This window comes from Dyadobacter ginsengisoli DSM 21015, assembly GCF_059568735.1.
This window is the reverse complement of record NZ_JCANTY010000001.1, coordinates 143,645-164,021: the sequence shown is the minus strand read 5'-3', so window position 1 is coordinate 164,021 and position 20,377 is coordinate 143,645. Positions and strand designations below refer to the sequence as shown.

Annotated in this window: 15 protein-coding genes; 6 read left to right on the top strand and 9 right to left on the bottom strand. The window is 50.8% G+C overall.

From position 1 onward, the window contains the following. Nucleotides 1–243: 243 nt before the first annotated feature. Nucleotides 244–1,080 carry an SDR family oxidoreductase gene (locus tag BP71_RS00520; RefSeq protein WP_496375471.1) on the bottom strand — a complete coding sequence of 279 codons (837 nt, stop codon included), beginning with the start codon at nt 1,078–1,080 and terminating at the stop codon, nt 244–246. A 188-nt stretch (nt 1,081–1,268) separates the two neighbouring features. Between BP71_RS00520 and BP71_RS00515 the strand changes: the two genes are divergently transcribed. Next, nucleotides 1,269–3,131, top strand: coding sequence for an arylsulfatase (locus tag BP71_RS00515; RefSeq protein WP_496375469.1), 1,863 nt, complete (start codon nt 1,269–1,271; stop codon nt 3,129–3,131). Nucleotides 3,132–3,488: 357 nt separating this feature from the next. Further along, nucleotides 3,489–4,607, top strand: a complete 1,119-nt coding sequence (locus BP71_RS00510; RefSeq protein WP_496375467.1) for a redoxin domain-containing protein — start codon at nt 3,489–3,491, stop codon at nt 4,605–4,607. 112 nt (nt 4,608–4,719) lie between these two features. On the opposite strand, the gene BP71_RS00505 is transcribed toward BP71_RS00510, so the two are convergent. From BP71_RS00505 to BP71_RS00485, 5 genes are all read right to left on the bottom strand, one after another. Beyond that, nucleotides 4,720–7,035 carry a glycosyl hydrolase family 95 catalytic domain-containing protein gene (locus BP71_RS00505; protein ID WP_496375465.1) on the bottom strand — a complete coding sequence of 772 codons (2,316 nt, stop codon included), beginning with the start codon at nt 7,033–7,035 and terminating at the stop codon, nt 4,720–4,722. Continuing rightward, on the bottom strand, nt 7,022–8,473 hold the full coding sequence (locus BP71_RS00500) for a RagB/SusD family nutrient uptake outer membrane protein (protein ID WP_496375463.1): 1,452 nt from the start codon (nt 8,471–8,473) through the stop codon (nt 7,022–7,024). Before BP71_RS00500 ends, BP71_RS00505 begins: the two co-directional genes overlap by 14 nt. Nucleotides 8,474–8,517: 44 nt before the next feature. Further along, nucleotides 8,518–11,997 (bottom strand): TonB-dependent receptor, encoded by a 3,480-nt coding sequence (locus BP71_RS00495; protein ID WP_496375461.1) that lies wholly within the window; start codon nt 11,995–11,997, stop codon nt 8,518–8,520. A gap of 168 nt (nt 11,998–12,165) precedes the next feature. Continuing rightward, nucleotides 12,166–13,236: a FecR family protein gene (locus tag BP71_RS00490; RefSeq protein ID WP_496375459.1), complete on the bottom strand. Its 1,071-nt coding sequence runs from the start codon at nt 13,234–13,236 to the stop codon at nt 12,166–12,168. 78 nt (nt 13,237–13,314) lie between these two features. After that, a complete protein-coding gene (locus tag BP71_RS00485) occupies nt 13,315–13,908 on the bottom strand; it encodes an RNA polymerase sigma factor (RefSeq protein WP_496375457.1) in 594 nt (197 codons plus the stop codon). Between the two features lie 276 nt (nt 13,909–14,184). Between BP71_RS00485 and BP71_RS00480 the strand changes: the two genes are divergently transcribed. Next, nucleotides 14,185–14,355 (top strand): hypothetical protein, encoded by a 171-nt coding sequence (locus tag BP71_RS00480; protein ID WP_496375455.1) that lies wholly within the window; start codon nt 14,185–14,187, stop codon nt 14,353–14,355. A gap of 98 nt (nt 14,356–14,453) precedes the next feature. On the opposite strand, the gene BP71_RS00475 is transcribed toward BP71_RS00480, so the two are convergent. After that, the gene (locus BP71_RS00475; RefSeq protein ID WP_496375453.1) at nt 14,454–14,837 is read right to left on the bottom strand and encodes a hypothetical protein; all 384 of its coding nucleotides are present in this window, start codon (nt 14,835–14,837) and stop codon (nt 14,454–14,456) included. Nucleotides 14,838–15,157: 320 nt separating this feature from the next. Between BP71_RS00475 and BP71_RS00470 the strand changes: the two genes are divergently transcribed. The 3 genes from BP71_RS00470 (at nt 15,158) to BP71_RS00460 (ending at nt 19,355) form a co-directional block, all read left to right on the top strand. Beyond that, nucleotides 15,158–16,915, top strand: coding sequence for a tetratricopeptide repeat protein (locus BP71_RS00470; RefSeq protein ID WP_496375451.1), 1,758 nt, complete (start codon nt 15,158–15,160; stop codon nt 16,913–16,915). A gap of 152 nt (nt 16,916–17,067) precedes the next feature. Continuing rightward, entirely contained in the window at nt 17,068–18,285 is a 1,218-nt protein-coding gene (locus BP71_RS00465) for a PAS domain-containing sensor histidine kinase (protein ID WP_496375449.1), read from the top strand. 11 nt (nt 18,286–18,296) lie between these two features. Next, nucleotides 18,297–19,355 carry a response regulator gene (locus tag BP71_RS00460; RefSeq protein WP_496375447.1) on the top strand — a complete coding sequence of 353 codons (1,059 nt, stop codon included), beginning with the start codon at nt 18,297–18,299 and terminating at the stop codon, nt 19,353–19,355. A gap of 11 nt (nt 19,356–19,366) precedes the next feature. Here BP71_RS00460 and BP71_RS00455 read toward each other — a convergent pair whose 3' ends face one another. Together BP71_RS00455 and BP71_RS00450 are read right to left on the bottom strand one after the other, a co-directional pair. Further along, the gene (locus tag BP71_RS00455) at nt 19,367–19,738 is read right to left on the bottom strand and encodes a hypothetical protein (RefSeq protein ID WP_496375445.1); all 372 of its coding nucleotides are present in this window, start codon (nt 19,736–19,738) and stop codon (nt 19,367–19,369) included. A gap of 99 nt (nt 19,739–19,837) precedes the next feature. Next, nucleotides 19,838–20,377 (bottom strand): T9SS type A sorting domain-containing protein (locus BP71_RS00450; protein WP_496375443.1); only part of this gene is annotated, 540 nt, incomplete at its 5' end.

The following is a 20,377-nucleotide window of genomic DNA, read 5'->3' as shown; positions in this document are numbered from 1 at the left end:
ATACTTGACTAGCAACAACAGCAGGATGCTCCCTGGGTAGGAAACAGAACAGCTCCCGGATGGCCGGGCGCAGAGATGGGATGTGATGGAATCGAATGCATATCCAATGTCATTGTGAATGGATCAGCTTCGGGTGGTTCTCAGCTCGATTAATTTACGACTTGAGACAAAGTTAATGCATGAAAGATCTAACTTCCAAGCATTTCAATAAAAAAGCATTTAAAATCCATAGATTTAATAGATTTATATCAACCTACTGCCCGTAAGCATTTCCGAATACGCCCAAAGCTCACGAGCCAATGCCCTGTTTTTGGCTTTGCCCGACGACCTCGCAGGTTTGGAATTGGCAAAATAACGACCTGTGACATCATGCAGTTCCGGTGCGGTAGCCAGATGGACAATACCCTCAGCCGCCTGCCCGGGTGTACGCAGGAATGACTTGAACAATCTCATAAACAGCGCAGTAGCACCATTGCCGTCAGCTGCGAAATTGCTCGACACCGTTCCGGGATGCACTGCATTGGAAGTAATGCCATGAGGTGCGAGCTGCTCGGCCAGTTCATTGGAAAACAGGATATTAGCCAATTTGGACCGGGCGTAAATGACCAGGTCGTGGTAATGTGGCGGATTGGCGAGCTTGGCCGTCTGGTAGCGAAATGCAAAGAAATGTGCAGCGGAGGCCAGGTTCACAACACGTGCGCTGTCGGCAGCTTTCAGGAGACCGACCAGTCCGGTGGTGAGGATGAATGGCCCGATGTGGTTGGTTGCGAATGTGAGCTCGATACCGTCCTGGGTCGTTTGCCGGTGCTGCACGATCAGGCCCGCATTGTTGATCAGCACGTCGATTTGCTGATAATTGGCTTTGATTTCTTCGACGGCCTGTTTTGTCGAAGTAATGCTGGAAAGGTCGCAATGAACAAAGCCGGTATGGACCCGGTCGCCTATCTCCTGTTGTAATTGCCGGGCTTTGGCCTCGTTGCGGGCGACGAGGATCAGATCATATCCCCTGCGTGCAAGTTCCATGGCGGCTTTACGGCCGATACCTGATGTAGGCCCGGTGATCAATGCTGTTTTATTCATGCGTTGAAATTAAGAAAAAGCAGAAATTTTGGACCAAAAGCTACGAAGTGTTTGCTAGTTGTTCAAATAATATTTTACTTTATCTATCGATTTTATAGATTTAAATAAAACCGCTCCGGGCCTCAGACACCATTCAGCCTGCCACCAACGTCTCGCCCGGGTATTTTGCTTACACAAACCATATTGATATGTATTCCCAAAAACTACTTTTCGCGGCACTGCTCGCGGCAGGCCTGGTGTCGTCGCGTACCTCCGCACAAAACATTTCTCAACAACAACAGCCCTTTACCGGAACCCTGGGCAAGGGACTCGCCGATTCCCAAGAAGTATGGACCAATCCGCCGAAAGCTCCCGCTGGCTCTCCGAATGTGGTTTGGGTCTTGCTCGACGACGTGGGCTTCGGCGCTACGAGTACATTCGGCGGGGTGATCCGCACGCCCGTATTCGACAGCCTGGCCAATAACGGCCTGCGTTATACCAATTTCCACACCGCGGCCATCTGCGCCCCTACCCGTGCAGCGTTGCTTACCGGCCGCAACCACCATTCGGTGCATGAAGGCGGTTTCTCGCATACCTGGGCATCATTCGGTTTTCCGGGGTGGGACGGCCGCATTCCGTCCGATAAGGGAACCGTCGCCGAGATCCTCCGCGAAGCAGGGTACAATACTTTCGCGGTTGGCAAATATGGCCTCACGCCCGATCAGGATGCTACCGATGCCGGTCCGTTCGACCGCTGGCCATCGGGCAAAGGGTTTGACCATTTTTTCGGGTTCCTCGGCTCGCAAACCGACCAGTACAAGCCTGATCTCGTCGAGGACAACGCACACATCGCCCCTGACGGCCGTCACCTCAACGAGCAGATCACCGATAAGGCGATCAGTTTTATCGACCGTCAGAAAAAAGCGGCACCCGATAAGCCGTTCTTCCTTTACTATGCGCCCGGAGCCACACACGCTCCGCACCAGGTGCCCAGGAAATGGAGTGACCAGTACAAAGGCCAGTTCGACAGCGGCTGGGACGTGTTCCGCGAAACGGTTTTTGCTCAACAAAAGAAACAGGGCATTATCCCGGCCAACACTATCCTGCCGGAACGTAACCCGAATATCAGGGCCTGGGCCGGTCTGTCGGCCGACGAAAAGAAACTATACGCCCGGTTTATGGAAGTATATGCCGGATACCTGACCTATACCGATCACGAAGTAGGCCGGTTGGTGAATCACCTCAAAAAAATCAACCAACTGGAAAACACGCTCATTCTGGTGGTAATCGGTGATAACGGAGCAAGCAAGGAAGGTGCATTGGGTGGTGTCATTGCAAGGTCATCGGCTGCTGCTATTGCGGCACCGTTATCGGAGGCAGAGCAGGTCAAAAATAACCTGGCGCAGATCGAGCTGATTGGTGCGCCGGAAGGGACTAACGCCAACTACCCGCTTGGCTGGGCGCAGGCGGCCAATACGCCATTCAAATACTGGAAACAGGATGCGCATTCGGAAGGCGGCACGCGCAATCCGCTGATCGCCTTCTACCCCAAAGGTATTAAAGACAAAGGCGGTATCCGCACCCAATACGGCCACGTGATCGATCTGTTGCCTACTACGCTCGAAGTGACGGGTGTAGGGACTCCGGAACTGATCCGGGGCATTAAGCAGGATACCGTTCAGGGTACATCGCTGGCTTACTCCTTCGGTGATGCAAAAGCTGCGTCGCGCCACAAAACACAGTACTATTACATTTTCGGCTCGCGCTCGATTTATCATGATGGCTGGAAGGCCGGCTTTGCCTACAAGCCTGCATCCTCGCTGCTAGGTAACCTCGTCAGCGCGATCAGCGTCGCCAATCCCGAAAACAATGAATGGCAGCTTTACAACCTGAATGAGGATTTCAACGAGCGCAACGATCTCGCCAAAAAGAATCCTCAAAAGCTGGAAGAACTCAAAGCGCTGTTTGAAGAGCAGGCCAAAAAATACAACATTTATCCCTACATCACCTGGGACGACGTCCTGAAACGCCGTCTGCCGCAACCTGCCCGGCAGTCACAGCAGGGTAAGTGATGACCCGAAAATATCGCTCGCCGATTAACATTCAAGCTACTCTCCGCGGGCAAAAGAACGCTAAGCCGGGCAAGGAAACAATTGCACTCGTTCCTTAAATCCACTTCCCCCGCCCAGTTTTCAGTGATGTTTGTCACCATTCGACCGTGACAAACATCACCGTTTTAGGGCTTTTTGCTGCGGCTCTTTCTTAAATTATCACCTGGTAGCCGTAGGTTTACCCGATAAGTCCGGTGATGACTTGATGGTGCTTATGTCTGCAAGTCAATTAAGGTAAAAAAGAGTAACTTACCCGGACAAAATTCTTCTGTTGTTGTATCCAATGCGCTTGTTAGGTTTCAATAAAATCTCACTTGTATGTTTCGCTGTATCCTCATGCTGGTTATGATACTTCCCGTTGTCGCGAATGCTCAAACCGGTCGCTTTACCCTGCAAGGGCAACTTGGCAGTTCGCGCGCCGAGAAAATATATCTTTACACCGCGGATATCATTACCGGAACTTCACGCACGGATTCATCGCTGATCGGCCCAAAAGGCAGTTTTAGCTTCCGCGGCGAATTGAGCGTACCGTTGAAGGCCATCTTATTTTCTGTTCCCGACCACAACAGACTGGACCTGTATCTAGAGCCGGGCAAAATGAACGTCGAAAGTCCGGACTCGCTTCCATCAGCTCTTGTTAACGCCGGAATGCTGAACGATCATTTCGTAAAACTTCGGAAAATGATCGATGCCATCGATCATGAAAGACGTGTTTTTGTTAAGAAAATAAGCGTCGAGATTAAGGCGAAGCCGGATAATATGTCTCTTTCCATAGAGCGTGACAGGCAAATGAAAATTTTTGCGGCCCGAACAGATTCCACTTACCTGGCTTTTGCGAGCGGCAATCCCGCTAACCTTGCTGCGGTTTACGCAATCGCAAATGTGGGTGGTGCCAATCCGCAACTTTCTCAGGTCCGGCCCCTATTCGAAAATCTTGACGAATCGGTCAGAAAGAGCCCTGTCGGCCTTGCTTATGGGCGAAAACTCCATCAGTTGGCTCTGGTTGACGTTGGTGCACCGGCACCAGATTTTACCCAGGCCGATACTTCCGGCAGAAAGGTGTCATTGAGAGACTTCAGGGGTAAATTTGTTCTGATCGATTTCTGGGCAAGCTGGTGCGGCCCCTGCAGACAAGAAAACCCAAATCTCGTTAAAGCATTCAACAAATATCAAAGCCGGAATTTTACGGTCATCGGGGTTTCACTAGACAAAGAAAATGCTAGAACCGCCTGGTTGAAAGCCATCGCCAAAGACGGTTTACCCTGGACACAGGTTTCCGATCTCAAGGGTTGGAACAACGAAGTGTCCCGAATGTACAGTGTTGAATCCGTGCCGAAGAACTTCCTGGTCGACCCTTCCGGAAAGATCGTAGCGAAGGACCTTCGGGGAGAGAAGCTCAACACCAGACTTGCTGAGCTATTGGGCGCAGGTAATTAATAGAGTGGAATGTCCTCCGGATCGTTCGCGAGGTCCTGGCAATGTGCTTTTTCATAATAAAAAGGCAAACACTTCGCTAACCATTTTTTCAATAAAACTGATCTTGCATTTGTTATCGGGCAGATGAGGAAAATGCTATGCTTCCGCCCGGCTGACATTGGAGCTTTATCATACCCCCCGCATCCCTGACGATCCGTATTCCATTGGCCGATACGACGCGGTACTTTTCAAAAGGCTTTTTCAGGACAACAGCGCCGTCCCGTTCCGCCGACAACTTCACAGACACGATCCTGCCGTCGCGTTTACTTGCGCTGACCAGCACCGCTCCTTCCGCCCGCAAATCCTTGAACGCGGCATCTTTCCATTCCGCAGGTATGGCCGGCATGATTTCGATAAAACCGGCATAGCTTTGCAGCATCATTTCCTGCAAGCCTGCTGCGAATGCGAAATTCCCTTCCAATGTAAATGGCCGGTAAGTAAATTTGGACAGCCCCGATTTGGTCTGATCGCCGTTGGCGTGGAAACTATTGGGCAGACAAAATGCACGGGCAAAGGTCTCCAAAGCTTTTTTAGCACCCTCGCCGTCTTTGGCACGTGCTTTAAGGTTGGCCAGCCAGGAGTACGAATATCCGCACCAGTAATCCGGACCGATTTTATCGAGCAATGCAATGGAACTTCGGATCGTTTTCCGTGCCTCTTCGCCATCCTCCCATCTGATAAGACCCAATGGGTGAATGGCCATCAGATGGGAGAAATGACGGTGGGATTCATTGTAGGCGAGCGATGGCGCAAACATGAGCTCACTATTCGCTGTTGACGCAAATGCAGGGAATTCGAGCAGCATCTTCTGCCATTTCTGGGCCTGTTCCCGGTCTCCTGCTGCCAATGCGATCTCCGACCCGGCCTGAAACGCGAACCTGATCAGCGCCAGGTCATAGTTTGTGGTGTGCGAAAACCAGGCTTCCAGCTTGTTGTCGCGGATCTCCGGGCTCGAACTGATCGGCAATTGCCGCTCCCCCTTTTCATTTTTAATCGTGATATTCTCAAAAAAACCGCAAACCTGCCTGAACCAGGGATAAGCCCGGTCTTTCAGGAATGCCTTGTCCATCCCATACCGCCATTGCAGATAATAATGTTGCGCCAGCCAGCCCGAGACTGTCGGAGAAAGTGAATACTGTATCCATCCGCCCATTTCCGTACCGTCGAGGGTAGTTACGCCGGGAACGGCCAGTCCATCCGCACCGAAGTAGCGTTTGGTATAACGCAGATAATTGTCTTTGTTTTCGTCCAGATGATCGAGATACCCCAGGGCTTCTTCCAAATGGTTACCGCTGTATGCGGGCCAGTAACTGAGCTGCGTGTTCAGATCGTGGTGGTAATCCCCTTTCCACGGCGGAATCCGGCCATTATCGGCTGTCCACACCGCTTGTAATGAGATGGGCGGAGCACCACGCCGGGCTGCCGAGCCAAACTTGTATTGTTCCAGATACCATTGTTTTTCAATAAGCGGATCGGGAACCGATACCGACGACATTCCCCAGAACTTGTTCCACCAGACAGTATGTGACGCAACGGCAGACGCGTAGGTATCCTTTAATGCATCAGAAGTGACCACCGTTGACCGCGCCACCGTCGTGTTCGGATCGTGCGAAGAAATGCTCCATACCCCTTCAGTCACACCGTTTTGAAGCGGCTTCCATTGCACAGAAACCTCGTAGCTGAACCCGCCCCAGCCTTCCTGGAGATAGGTAATGCCGCCTGTGCCACGGGTGATGGTGCCCTGTTTGTACCCCAGGCGCGCCAGGTCGTCTCCCACCAGCGAATTGACCTCACCACCCTCCTTCACTGCACCGCTGTACCGAGGCGCGACGATCTCGGGCACCATATCCTGCGTCACATGCTCAAAGCGAAACCAGCCCACCGGTTGGGTTGCGTGAACAAAGGTTTTCAGCACCATTCCATTCGACCACTCCACCTCGGCAGTCGCCGATGCGAGTTGTACTTCTGCTCTTTTTACCTTCCATTCTGCGGGCAGGTTGAATTCCAGCGCACCCGCCGGGATCTTGGAAGGTGCAGGTTCCCGGTCGTAAGGCGCATCGAAATATTGCTGAACAGGCTTATATTCCTTTTTACGAACCTGTTCCTGCACCCATTTATAGCTGAATTCCTCCCGGTGCAGGCCGGCCATCGGACGCTTATCCCAGATGTCGGCCCGGTCGAGCGAGAAACGCAGCTTGCCTTCCCGTTCCCAGATCAACGCTCCGATAGTACCATTCCCGAGCGGAAGTGCCTCATCCCAAACTCTGGCCAGTTTTTCGAAACGAAGGTTATGCTTTGCAGCCGGTTGGGCGTGGCTGGCCCAAAATGGGCACAGCAATGCGCCGGCAAGCATGATTTGCAAGGAAAAACGATTCTTAATATCCCTCATTTTGTACCAGGGCTTTGTTAATATCTATTTCACTTTGGGAGAATGGCCAAATATAGAATTTATCGTCCCATTTCAGCTTAATATTGCTGTGGATCAGTTTGTCATTGATATCCTTTCCGATGCGCCAGCGGATCACATCGAACAGCCGCAGCCCTTCAAATGCCAGCTCTCTCCTACGCTCCTTTCGCACGAGTGCTCGGGTAAGCGTTGGCAATGCGGGTACGCCCGCGCGGCTTCGGATGGCGTTCACGTAAGAAAGGGCCCTGGCGTCGGAAGTGGTGCCCCCCGCCTTCTCCATTTGTGCCTCCGCATTCATCAGATAAATGTCCGAAAGCCGGAAAAGAACGATATCATGCCCAGTCAGGATGTCGCGCTCGCTCGGAATAAAGCGGGCCGGGTCCCAGATCGCCGCGAATTTGATCAAACCATAATTCGTGGCCGTAAACTCGGTCTGAAATTTAAAACCGTCCTCCCGCTGAAAAGTCGTTTTGTTCGGAGAAAAATAGTACCATTTTTTTAGACGAAGGTCACCCGTTTCATATTCGTCTATCAGGTCTTTGGTCGGCGCGAGGCCGCCCCAACGGAAGAACTCCACTTCCTGGCCACCGTCAGCAGATTGGCGCCCGTCCCTGGTTTCGATGTATTTAACAGAAAAAATAATCTCCGGGCACGAGGCCTGCCCTTTTCCCTTGATGAACGGCGATTCCAGGTCGGTTGCGAGCGCGTATTTATTGGAAGAAATGATGGAAGAGGTCAATGCAATGACATCATCCCATTTGCTTTGAAACAGCGCAATCCGCGCCTGCAACGCCAAGGCGCTGGTTTTAACGGCGTGCCCCGACTTATATGCATCGTCCGGCAGATTCGCAACTGCGAAAGCCAGGTCTTCAGCAATGAATTTATAAACGTCCTCTTTGGAGGATTTGGCGATCTTCAACTGCTCGATATCCGAAGGCACCTCTCTGTAAATCACCACTCCGCCCCAATGCTGGGCCAGCTCAAAATAGAACATGGCCCGCAGAAACCGCACCTCGGCTTCATAGGCTTTCGCCGCTGCGTCCGGCAAAGCCACTTTTGTGAAATTCTTGAGAAAAGTATTGCAGCTCGCTATCCCCTCGTAGCACGAGAGGTAAAGTGATTTGGGTGCTCCGGAATTGGCCGGGTCGAGTGTCCCCGACTGCATCAGCCGGATATCGCCATAATGCTGTGCCCAGCCGTTGTCGACAGTCGCATCGAAATAGCTGCGGTGCCAGGTCAGGTAAGTACCTTTCAACCGGGCATAACATCCGGCCACGCCCATCTGAACATCGCCCTCCGAGGTCCAGAATTGCCCGGCGGCAATTTCCTGGGGAGGGTTTTTATCCAGAAAATCACTGCAACTCATTAAGGTGGTAGCTAGCAAAACCGGCAAAAGAATATGGTTCAGAAAAGTTTTCATATCGAGTATATCTTTATAAATCAAATGACATCTGTTTAAACCGATCAGAATCTCACGTTCAGCCCCACAGAGTATACTTTGAGCTGTGGATACTGGGCATGCCAGCCATCGCCAGCGCGTTCGGGGTCGAGGTCGGGATACTTGGTGAATGTGAGAATGTTGTCGCCCGTGAGGAAGATCTTCAAATGATTGATACCCACCTTTTTGGTAATGGACGCCGGTATCGTATACCCGATCTGTAAGTTCTTGAGGCGCAGATACGAGGCGTCTTTAAGAAAATAGGTCGAATTCTGGGCCGTTCCGCCGGTCATCGGTGCATATCCCCAGCCGTAAATGGCCGGAATATCCGAATTCGGATTGGTCACAGGATCATAGGCGTCCAGGAATTTGGGATGGGGTGAAGAACCCTGCGAAAATGGGTCTTCCCCAAAGAAATATGTCCTTACCTTCTGTCCCTCAACACCCTGAAAGAAAAAAGCAAGGTCGAAACCTTTCCACCTCAGGTTACCTCCGAATGAATAAATAAAGTTCGGATAGGCACCTTTCACGCGCGTGCGATCGTTGCCATCGATCTTGCCGTCATTATTCTGGTCTTTGAACTTGATGTCGCCCAACTGTGGATTACCGGGCGTTACAACGGCTTTCAACTCCTCTTCCGATTTGAAAAGACCGGTGTATTCATACAGATAATAATCCCGGTATGGAAGGCCTTCCTGGATGATCCTGTCGCTGTATGCAGGTGCTGGGAACTTCACCACTTTGTTCCGGTTCACAGAAACCTGCGCATTGACTCCATACTCCACTGCGCCGATCTTGCCTTTGTGCCCCAGCTCTACTTCCACACCATAGTTTCGGAGCGTACCATAGTTAATAACCGGAGCCGACATACCTGCCGCGGCCGGGATAATCGCACCCGCCAGGATGCCGGTAGTGAGTTTGTTATACCAGTCGATCGTACCATAAATGCGGTCGTTTTTGAGGTTAAAATCCAGCCCGATATCTGCGATCGTGGTTTTTTCCCATCTCAGCGACCGGTTCCTGAAGGCAGTTTGCTGGACGCCCTGCGCAAGCGCTTCATTAAACGCATACGTGGTTGAAACATAGGTCTCCTGCCATGGATATTCGCCAAGATTCGTGTTTCCGACCCGATACTCACTAATATTGGCATTTCCAAGCAGCCCGTACGACGCCCTCAGTTTCAGGTTGTCGATCCAGTTGGCACCTTCCCGTACGAAAGCCTCCTCGCTGATCCGCCATCCGGCCGAAGCGGAAGGGAAAAAGCCCCTGCGGCTGTCTTTGTAAATGCGGGAAGTGCCGTCATACCTGAAATTGGCTTCCAATAGGTATTTCTGTGCAAGTGCATAGGTAGCACGGCCGAAAATCGATTGAAAGGCCCATTCGGTGAGCCCACCGGTGGAGGTCTGGTTCAAAGGGCCCATCCCGTCGAGCTCGTACATGTTCTTGACTGGAAAAACATTGCGGGTTCCGCCCAGCCAGCGATATTTCTGTTCCTCCTGGCTATATCCCACCATCAGTGAAATGTCCTGCCGCTCCGGGTTCCAGTTCCAGTTCAACGACGAATAGAAGGTATTCAGCAGGGTGCGATAATTCTGATTGGTCACACCCAATGCCTCCGGCCCGAAAGGTGTTCCTTTTTGATACACATTGGCACCGCCGGACGTGTATTCGTTTTCGGGCAGGTAATAATAGGCATCGGCGCCGTAGTGATAGACATTCCTGAACTGCTCGGCAAATCTTGTCGCATATTTGGAACTCCATTTCAGGCCCATTTTCTCAGTTTGCAGGAAATTTACATCGAGCCAGCCCTGTATATTAGCTTGCCAGTCTTCATAGTCCCGGTAGGTTTCGTTGGCGATCCAGAATGGATTCCGGTTATTCTGGGTACCGCCTACGCCGGTGGGAATTGCTTTGTCGGTATAACGGCCGCTGCCATCGGGAAGATAGGGCTTCACGAGCGGGGCCTGCGTCATGGTCATCAATACGAAATTCTGGTTTTCGTAATAGGGCGAAACCGAGTTACCCTTCATGTAACTGACATTCGTACCGACGGTAATGTACTTATTGATCGTAGTAGAAAGATTTGCCAACCCATTGAAACGTTTGTATTTATGCCCCATCAAAACCCCTTTTTGATCGATAAGTCCGGCCGACATATTGTATTTGAAAACATCGGAGCCGCCATTGATCCCGACATTGTGCTCCTGCATCGGCGCCGATTTCCAGACCGCGTCTGCCCAATTGTAGTCGGGAAACAGGTCTTTATTACGATTGGGATCCTTGTACTTATCGATCAGTGACTGAGGAAAAGGCACTGCGCTCACTGCATTCCGTGCGACAGCTTTGTTGAAAAGATCCATGTATTGCCCCGAATTCCAAATCTGGTTGGGGACACCTGTGGGCGACTGGCTCCGCAGCGACATATTATAAGTCAGTGTGGGCTTGCCTTTCTTCCCTTGCCTGGTCGTCACCAGGATCACCCCGTTGGCTGCACGCGCACCATAAATGGATGCCGAAGCTGCGTCTTTAAGCACGGAAATACTTTCAATATCCGACATAGGCAGCACATCCAGCGATCCTACGACGCCGTCTACCAATACCAGCGGGCTTGTATTGGTCCCCCACGAGCTCGCCCCACGCAATTGTAGCGAAACGCTCTCACGCCCGGGCATACCCGTACCCTGGCTGATGCGCAGACCCGTAACCTGTCCCTGCAATGCGGCCAGGCTGTTGCTCACCTGCCTGCTTTGCATGTTATCGATATTGACCGTCGCTACCGATCCGGTCAGATTCACCTTCTTTTGGGTTCCGTAACCCACTACTACCACTTCTTCCAGTGCCCTCTCGTCAATTTTAAGGGAGACATCCAGCGCTGTACGATCAGGAGCAACCACGATTTCCTGCGAAAAATACCCTACGAATGAAAAAACCACCGTTTGGGCACCCTCGGGCACGAGCAGGCTGTAACTGCCGTCCGCATTGGTTACCGCCCCGCGCTGGGTTCCCTTGATCACGATATTCACCCCGGGCAGGCCTTCTCCTTTGTCATTAGAAACCTTTCCCACCACCGGCCTGTCCTCGACAACCGTCACAAACGGTGAAACGACGGGCTCCCTGGCTGGTTCAGCCGTATTGATCACCTCTGGCTGATTCCGGAGCACAATGCGGTTGCTCACTTGCTTGTACGTAATCTTGTTCGGGAGCAACAGTTTGTCGAGCACGGCTGCAAGCGGCTCATTCTGGGCATTCAGGCTGACCGTGAACTTCAACGGCAATGTCCGCGAGTTGTATGAGAATTTAATTTCGGCAGCTTTTTCGAGCTGCTGCAGGGCGGTGCCCAGCGTAGTACGGTTGAGGTTAAGTGTAACTCTTTTTTCCAACAGGTTCTGACCAGCCAGCGGCCCGGCCATTGCCATCTGGGCTAAGACGATCATCAGGAAGATTTGTTGTAACGATTTCATCAAGAGTTGACACAACAGGTGCTTGGCAGTCAAAGTTTTCTTCATAGATTTGACAGGTTATTGTTTCGATTCGACAGAAAAATTGGGCAATAGCACCCCTCTCCCGAGGCGTTATGCTAGTGGAGTTGTGGTATTCAGGAGCCGGGCGCGCTGCAAACTTGTCCGGCTCTTTTTTTGCGTGCGGGAATTAATTCATAGGCATACAGTGGGCTATTAATTGCATCCTGAAGATTCTACAATCACATGGTTGCCTTCCATTCGGAATTGCGTACCGGAGCTGATACTTTCGCAGACGATTTTCAGTTTCGACAGGAGCGGTTCATCAGAAAGCGAAGTGGAAAGGTAGCAGTTGCGCAGGGCCTCCTCGGGATAGTCGATCGTGACGCCGTACGCGCTTTCGATGGCCGAGAAAATCGTTTCGATATGTGCGTCGGTGAAGTCAAAATTCAGGTATTCGATGGCCCGCTTCGGAATATCTTTGGTCTCCGGCTTTTCAAACAGGTTTGTAGATTTCAGAAAACTAACCGATTGGTTCGGAAGCAGGATTACCTTTTCCGCCTGGGGATTTTCTGTCTTGATCTGCCGTACATGAACCTCCCCGGTTTTAACAAACACCTCCACTTCGGGCTGGTCATCGGCAGCTTTGATGCGGAAGCTCGTCCCAACAACCTCTGTGACAATGTCGTTGGTGTAGACCAGGAACGGCCTGCGCCGGTTTTTACTGATCTCAAAAAACGCCTCTCCCGACAAATGGACTTCCCGTTTTTCCACCGCAAACTTTCCCGGATAACTCAGCTTTCCACCGGGTTGGAGAATGACGGTACTTCCATCCTCCAGATTAACCAGCTTCGCACTTTTCGAATCGTTGTACAGCTCGATATCTCTGCTTGCCAACGGTATTGCGGATTGTGGCCGCAGAGCAATTTCTTTGCTGCGGGAGTTGCTGCGCGCGAAGTACCAGGTCAAACCAAGGGCAAAAATCAGAACGGCTGCGGCCACACGCCACCAGGTTGCAAGCTTCAACGGCCGTACCTGGTTTTCCCGTTCGTGGATCTGCAACCAGACCTGTTCCAGCGCCCTGTCCGTTTCGTCGGGCGTGACACCGGCAGCGTCACTACCAACCGCCAGGATCAGATACCGCGCTTCCTGCGCCAGCGCTAGCTTGCCGGGATTCGCTTCCAGCCACTGCGGCCAGCCAGCGTCATCACGACCTGTAACAACCCAGTTCCGGTACGAAGCATCATCGCAGAATTGCGTAACCGTAGAATAGCTCTCTCGCTGCATGAATTAAAGGTTTTCAAGCAGGAGAGGACGGCAATTCCGGGTGATACTCACCCATTTTCAAATTTCTCCGGAAAAACTTCAGAAATACAGGCAAAGGAGCAATGCGAAGGTATGCAACTCTCCCACCCAGGCGGCCCGGATATGCTTAATGCCACGGTGTAGGAGATTGGAGGCAGATTGGGGATTGATCTGCATCAGCCGGGCAATGTCGTCGATATCGAGCTGCTGGTGATACCGGAGATAAAGTGCCTCCCGCTGACGGACAGGTAGCTGGTTGAGGAGCAAGTTGAGCTGATACACCTGCCTGTGCGTCTCCTCATCGGAGATCATCTGATCAAGCGGTGTGAAATGGAAGCAGAACTCACCCTCACCGATATCCTGCGCATGTCTGAAGATCCTGTCCCGTTCCAGGCGCCGCGCAATCCTCCTACGCACACCGGCCAGGAGATAGGCTTTCACGGAAGATGGAACGGCCAGGTTCCTCCGGTATATCCAGATCTCGATAAACGTTTCCTGCACACAATCACCCGCAAGCCCGTGCTGGCTGGTCAGCGATTTACCATAACCGAGCAGTGCCGGGTAGTATTTCCGGAAGAGCGTGGCATAAGCGGCCTGGTCGTCCTCTTTAATAAGGCACCAAAGTTCTGAATCCGGAAGCGTAAGATCTGGCATTAGCCTGGCCTGTAGTTAGGACAAAAAAGCAAAATTTCTGCATTTTACTTATTTTGAAAGGAATTCAAAACAGGCACGCAAAATAATTATCTGGCCGCGCCTCTTCTGCCAAGAATGTATCTTAATAGCGGTCGTTTCAGAGTCTGACAAAAAATCGCGTGTTCAGAAACATTACCAGCAGTCAGGCGATGTTACCCTTTATGGAACATTTTTTGTTATGTAATTACAAAACAGCATTTAACATTAAATTTCACACAATCTTAACCGGAAGCGATCATGATCATAGCTTGGATACTGGCAATAACCGTTCTGCTTTGGTATTGCGCTAAGGAGTCACGAAAAAACAATCCCAACTGGGCCAAGGCCATTGTGTCTGCAATTTTCTGGCCGTTAACGCCCTTTCTCAAAGACACCAGCTCCGGCGGGCACAAGGCCAAAGACATCTGAACATCGGGTTTTTCAGACAACAACCGCGCCACTGACTGCATTCATCCGGTGCCGGCCTGACGTTATACAATGCGGGAATACTGTCTTTCGGTTTTCCGCTAAATCTCGCTGGCACCGCTCACTTTGGAGATATGGCAATGGTCGGCTTGGAAAACATAATCCTCCTGAACTGCAATCCCGTTCCCACGTTTGCCAATGAAACGGAAAGTATCCTGTTGATTTTCCAGTTTTTCCCGATACCGGTCATCCAACACCAAATAGACATTCTGTTTGAGGTCCACGTTCGCGGTATGCCGGATTGTGTCGGAATTGGACAGGCGAATCGTGTAAAAGTCCGTCAAAGCACTGCCGGAAACTTTCAGTGTAAAATACTTTAAATCCGATGTGCATAGTAGTTCCCCGGGCTCTTCCTCCTGCCGGCATCCTGCCTGCGCGATAAAAAATGGCAGGTAAAGCAGCCATGTCATTCTTCGGATTTTCATAGCGCTGCTTTTTTAGTAATGGCCATCATATGAATATATTAAGAAAAGGTGCTTAGACCCAACCGGCACTCAGACGTTCAGAAGTAACGTTACCAAGTGTTTTCGGATGTAAATTAACAAATTCTTTTAGGGTTACACCGTTCCACGCAACTCCGTCACCTTACTACGAGCAACTCCATACCAAGTCGCTGAAATGCAGCCAGCACAGCCCATACCGACCGTACACTAAAAAGTACACAAATCACTCATTTACAGCATTGTATTCCTTTATTTTTGTGTATGCCGTAACAGGCGATCCCAGAGTTCAATCCAGATGATCTATGACTCAACCTTCTACATTTATGAAACTCGGCCATTGTTACCTCGCTTTCATTATTATTACTCTTTCAGCCTGCTTCAAAAAGCAGGAGGCGAAGGAAAACCAGCTATCCGACAGTACTTCGCGGATCACGGTCTGTTACAATCCCAAAACAACCGACATTGACTGGTATGGTTCTGGGAAAAAGGCCCCCAGGCTGGATGGGTTGAAAGGCATCGATTTCAAGATCTCGACTTCCAATCCGGAAGTACAGGCATATTTTAACCAGGGAATGATGCTGGCTTACGGCTTCAACCATGCCGAGGCCGCCCGGTCGTTCCACGAAGCCATCCGGCTGGACTCTACCTGCGCCATGGCCCACTGGGGGATTGCCTATGTGTTGGGCCCCAATTATAATGCCGGGATGGAAGAAGATAATCTCCCGCGTGCCTGGAAAGCCAGCATGAAAGCACAGCAGCTGGCCGCAGGCTGCACCCCGAAAGAAAGGGCGCTGATAGGGGCACTAGCTGCCCGGTATGCAAAAGAGCCGCCGGCAAACAGGCTACCGCTTGATATCGCCTATGCCAAAGCCATGGAGAAAGTATATTCACAATACCCCTCCGATCCTGATATCGGTGCATTGTATGCCGAAGCCATGATGGATTTGCATCCCTGGGATCTCTATGATAAGAAGACAAAGACTCCCAAATCCTGGACACCGGCCCTGATGACCGTACTGGAAAACCTGTTGAAAAAAAATCCCGGGCACCCAGGCGCGCATCATTTTTATATCCATGCCCTGGAAACCTCGGCTACGCCAGAAAAGGCCCTGCGTTCCGCCAGCCTGCTCGACACGCTGGTTCCCGGTGCCGGTCACCTGCTACACATGCCATCGCACATTTACATCAATACCGGTGACTATCATCTGGGCTCTGTCTCTAATATCCGGGCGGTGAAAGCCGACAGCAGCTACATCACCGCCTGCCATGCCCAGGGCGCTTATCCGCTGGCTTATTTTCCACATAATTATCATTTCCTGGCGGCTACGGCTACGCTGGAAGGGGACGCTGACCTGGCATGGATGGCCGCACAAAAAATTCAGCAATACACTGCAAAAGAGGTCATGCGTATACCCGGGTGGGGTACGCTTCAGCATTATTATACCGTACCGTATTACATAGCCGTAAAGTTTTCGATGTGGGATAGCATTCTTTCCCTGCCTAACCCCGGCAATGACCTGGTGTATCCGAGGGCTATCTGGCATTACGCGAGAGGCATGGCATTCTTAGGGAAACATGACCGTATTCATGCGCGGGAAGAAATGACAGCACTCGGTTCGCTGGCGGCGGATACCACGCTGCAACATCTCACGATCTGGAACATCAACACAACCCATGATCTGGTTCAGATTGCTTCCAAAGTTTTGTCAGCAGGCTTGGCCGTGCAGGAAAACCAGCTCGACAAATCCGCGAACCTGCTTCGGGACGCCATTGCCCTCGAAGACAATCTCAACTATAATGAACCGCCGGACTGGTTTTTCTCAGTCCGGCACCACCTTGGGGCCGTATTACTCAAAGCCGGGAAAAATGCCGAAGCAGAGCGTGTTTACCGGCAGGATTTGCTGACCTGGAAGAAAAACGGCTGGGCCCTGATCGGGCTCTACAATTCCCTGATACAGCAAAAAAATACCCCCGAAGCGCAAGCGGTCAAATCCGCTTTTGATCAGTCCTGGCAATATGCAAACGTAAAAATCACTAAGTCATCCAGCATAGCGGATTAGAAGGCGGGGAAAATCAGAGCCGCGACTGGACCTTACCGTCACGCCGTCTTTAACAACCCTTTTAATGCCCTTATTTTTAACCAGTTATACGTCAGTTTTTATCAAAAAGTAATTGTATATTTGGAATAGGTTACCCCTCTTCTCTCTGAAAAATGTATGCTGATGTCAAGATAGCCTTTGACATATTATTTGACAATACTTCCATCGGGATCGTTATTGCCAATGAACAGGGCAGGATTGTCCTGGCTAATCCTTTCTTGCTCACACAATTCGGTTACCAGGGTGCCGAACTCATCGACCAGCCGTTTCAAAAGTTGGTTCCGTCGTACTTCGGTGATGCGCAACATTCTGCTTTGCTGCATTTTAACAACTACCCCGAAAAACTGGCCATGGAGCCGGGGCAGGACGTATTTGCCGTCAGAAAGAATGGCAGCCGCTTTCCTGTTGAAATAAATCTGACGGGGTATGAAGCGGGCGGCGAAAGGTTAGTCATGGCTTGCATCAGCGATATTTCCCGTCAAAGAAAAGCGGAACAGGATCTGGCCCGACTGAATGCCCGGCTCGAAAATATCGTTGAAGAACGGACACGGTCGCTGACGGATACAGTCAAAAACCTCGCCAGGCTGGTGGTTGAAACTGAGGCCAAGGATCTGGAACTGAACCGGGCCAACAGCTTCCTAAGAAACCTCAGCGAACTAAAATCGAGGTTTGTCTCCATGGCTTCCCATGAATTCAGGACGCCACTGAGCACGATACTTTCCTCTGCTTTCCTGATCTCTAAATACCCGGGTGCCGATGACTATTCAAAAAGGGAAAAACACGTGCAGCGCATTGTGTCCTCTGTGAATATGCTCACCAATATCCTGAACGACTTCCTTTCCGTAGGTAAAATCGAGGAGGGGAAAATACAGGTACGCAACACCGATTTCGACATCCGGCAGAACATCAGGAACCTGATCGGCGAACTCGACGGTATCCTTAAAAAAGGCCAGCACATTACTTATAAACACGAAGGCAGCCCAATCATATGGCTAGACCCCGAATTGCTCAAACACATCATGATGAACCTGATTTCCAACGCCGTAAAGTTTTCAGCGGAAGGAAAACAAATCGGCATTAGCAGCGCCAGGACCGCGAAAAGCCTGGTGCTTTCCGTCGTCGACGAAGGAATAGGAATCTCGGCGGAGGACCAGAAACACCTCTTCGAAAGGTTTTTCCGGGGAAGTAACGTCAACAATATCCAGGGGACAGGTCTGGGACTACACATCATCAGGAAGTACACGGAGTTAATGAACGGATCCATTGGCTGCGTCAGCAATGTCGGCGAAGGTTCGACTTTCAGGATCACGTTTGCGATTGAAAACCACTAATGCAGCCCGTTATGCAAAAAATACTACTGATAGAAGATAATGCGGAGATCAGAGAGAACATGGCCGAGATTATGGAGCTGGCTAATTACCTGGTTCTGACCGCTGACAATGGCAAAATTGGCATTAGTACGGCCCTGGAACAAATGCCCGACCTGATCATTTGCGACATTATGATGCCCGAGCTCGACGGCTATGGTGTATTGCATCTCGTACAGAAAAACAGCGCACTCCGGAATATTCCGTTTATATTTCTGACCGCCAGATCCGAGCGGGCCGAGATAAGAAAGGGCATGGACCTGGGCGCCGATGACTACATTACCAAGCCTTTCGACGGCTCCGAATTGCTCAGCGCAGTCGAGCGGCGATTAAAGAAAAATGCACAACTCAAAAGCGAAATTCATGAGGATACGCCCGGACTCAACGAACTTACGGATCTGCCACCGGGCGAAATATGCCTCGACAGGTTAAAAGAAAACAGGAATATCAATCATTACAAGAAAAAACAAATGGTGTATACCGAGGGTAATCATCCGGCCCGGCTTTACTACATCTGCAAAGGGAAGGTGAAAACCTTCAGAAAAAACGAAGACGGAAAAGAACTGATCGTAGGCTTGTACAGCGAGGGCGATTTTATCGGTTACACCGCCGTTCTGGAAAATGTAAATTACCGGGAATCTGCGGAGGCGCTGGAAAATACCGAACTGGCCGTCATCCCCCGGTTCGAATTCGAAAAAGTACTTGGAAACAGCCCGTCTCTCATGAAAAAATTCATTGAAATACTCGCTGAAAATATCAATGAAAAAGAGAATAAACTATTGGCTACGGCATACAATTCCCTGCGAAAAAAAGTAGCGGATACATTGGTAACAATTGTCGAAAAATACAACAAAGAAAAAAAAGAAGGCTATTTCATAGACCTGTCCCGGGATAACCTGGCATCCATTGCAGGCGTAGCCAAAGAATCGCTGATCAGAACCCTGAGTGATTTTAAAAATGAAAACCTGATCAGTCTGGAAGGAAGCCATATCCGTATACTCAATTACAGAAAGCTGGCCGGCATGCACAACTAAGGATCAACAGGTTAAATCTCCGACAGGTATTTTTCGAACGTGGTCTTCATTTCAAAAAAGCAGGTAATCAGGACTTCGATCTCCTGCTGCATTTGCACGACCTTTTCAGACTCCTGCCCATTCATGCCATCAAGCGGGCTCTCCGTCGCGAGTGACGTTACTTCGTGCCGGAACAGGTCGATCACCTGATCCTTGTTAATGAACATTTGCTGAAACTCTTCGGCCTTCTCTATAAAATTGCGGCTCGCTTTGTTTTGCAGCGCCTTGGAAAGCCCGTTTTTCAGGTTAGCATTTTCCTGTTTCAAATAATCCAGTTCGAAAAGCAATACCCGCACATACCCGTCCGTATTCATCCCGTTTGCACCGTTCTGTATGGCTGCCATGATCATGCTGATAAGAGTTCATCAATAACCGCGGGACTGACCCAAACCATCCTTCACGAGCAGTTGGATCAATTCCCGCGGCCACAGGTAATAGTTCACCTAGTTCGTAATGAGTACCTTTTTAATTGCGGCCCGGTCACCCTGCCTGATTTGCAAAAAGTAAATTCCCGAAGGCGCCTGGTGCAATCTGATCTTTTCCTGGTGATTGCCATGGCCTTTTATTTTCTGATCAAACCAGACCTTCCCTTGCATATCCATGACAGTCAGAATGCTCTCCCCGGTGCGGGTGTGGCTGAAACTGACCGCGAACTCTGACACCGCCGGATTGGGGAACACGTTCAATGCCTGGATGATACTGCAATCCCCCGCTTGGTTTTCAGCTACTGCGAGTCTTGCATTACCCGACGCGCCACCTGTTACGCATACCTTGTCCTGTCGGGTGCTGGCACCGGGCAACCCCTGGATCCGCACGGTATTGTTGCCCACAGCCAGCGTAACCGGGATAGTTTCCTCCCGCCAGACGATGTTCCAGGTATACGTCGATGGAAGGGCCAGCGAGGCCACTGCCACGCTCCCATTCACCGACACACGCACCAACGGGCTTCCCGATGCGTAATACCGCAATTTCAGCTGGTACAC

Bases quoted from the DNA above. Each gene is read 5' to 3' on its own strand.
- BP71_RS00520 (WP_496375471.1), bottom strand. From the start codon at position 1,080: ATGAATAAAACAGCATTGATCACCGGGCCTACATCAGGTATCGGCCGT.
- BP71_RS00515 (WP_496375469.1), top strand. From the start codon at position 1,269: ATGTATTCCCAAAAACTACTTTTCGCGGCACTGCTCGCGGCAGGCCTG.
- BP71_RS00510 (WP_496375467.1), top strand. From the start codon at position 3,489: ATGTTTCGCTGTATCCTCATGCTGGTTATGATACTTCCCGTTGTCGCG.
- BP71_RS00505 (WP_496375465.1), bottom strand. From the start codon at position 7,035: ATGAGGGATATTAAGAATCGTTTTTCCTTGCAAATCATGCTTGCCGGC.
- BP71_RS00500 (WP_496375463.1), bottom strand. From the start codon at position 8,473: ATGAAAACTTTTCTGAACCATATTCTTTTGCCGGTTTTGCTAGCTACC.
- BP71_RS00495 (WP_496375461.1), bottom strand. From the start codon at position 11,997: ATGAAGAAAACTTTGACTGCCAAGCACCTGTTGTGTCAACTCTTGATG.
- BP71_RS00490 (WP_496375459.1), bottom strand. From the start codon at position 13,236: ATGCAGCGAGAGAGCTATTCTACGGTTACGCAATTCTGCGATGATGCT.
- BP71_RS00485 (WP_496375457.1), bottom strand. From the start codon at position 13,908: ATGCCAGATCTTACGCTTCCGGATTCAGAACTTTGGTGCCTTATTAAA.
- BP71_RS00480 (WP_496375455.1), top strand. From the start codon at position 14,185: ATGATCATAGCTTGGATACTGGCAATAACCGTTCTGCTTTGGTATTGC.
- BP71_RS00475 (WP_496375453.1), bottom strand. From the start codon at position 14,837: ATGAAAATCCGAAGAATGACATGGCTGCTTTACCTGCCATTTTTTATC.
- BP71_RS00470 (WP_496375451.1), top strand. From the start codon at position 15,158: ATGACTCAACCTTCTACATTTATGAAACTCGGCCATTGTTACCTCGCT.
- BP71_RS00465 (WP_496375449.1), top strand. From the start codon at position 17,068: ATGTATGCTGATGTCAAGATAGCCTTTGACATATTATTTGACAATACT.
- BP71_RS00460 (WP_496375447.1), top strand. From the start codon at position 18,297: ATGCAAAAAATACTACTGATAGAAGATAATGCGGAGATCAGAGAGAAC.
- BP71_RS00455 (WP_496375445.1), bottom strand. From the start codon at position 19,738: ATGGCAGCCATACAGAACGGTGCAAACGGGATGAATACGGACGGGTAT.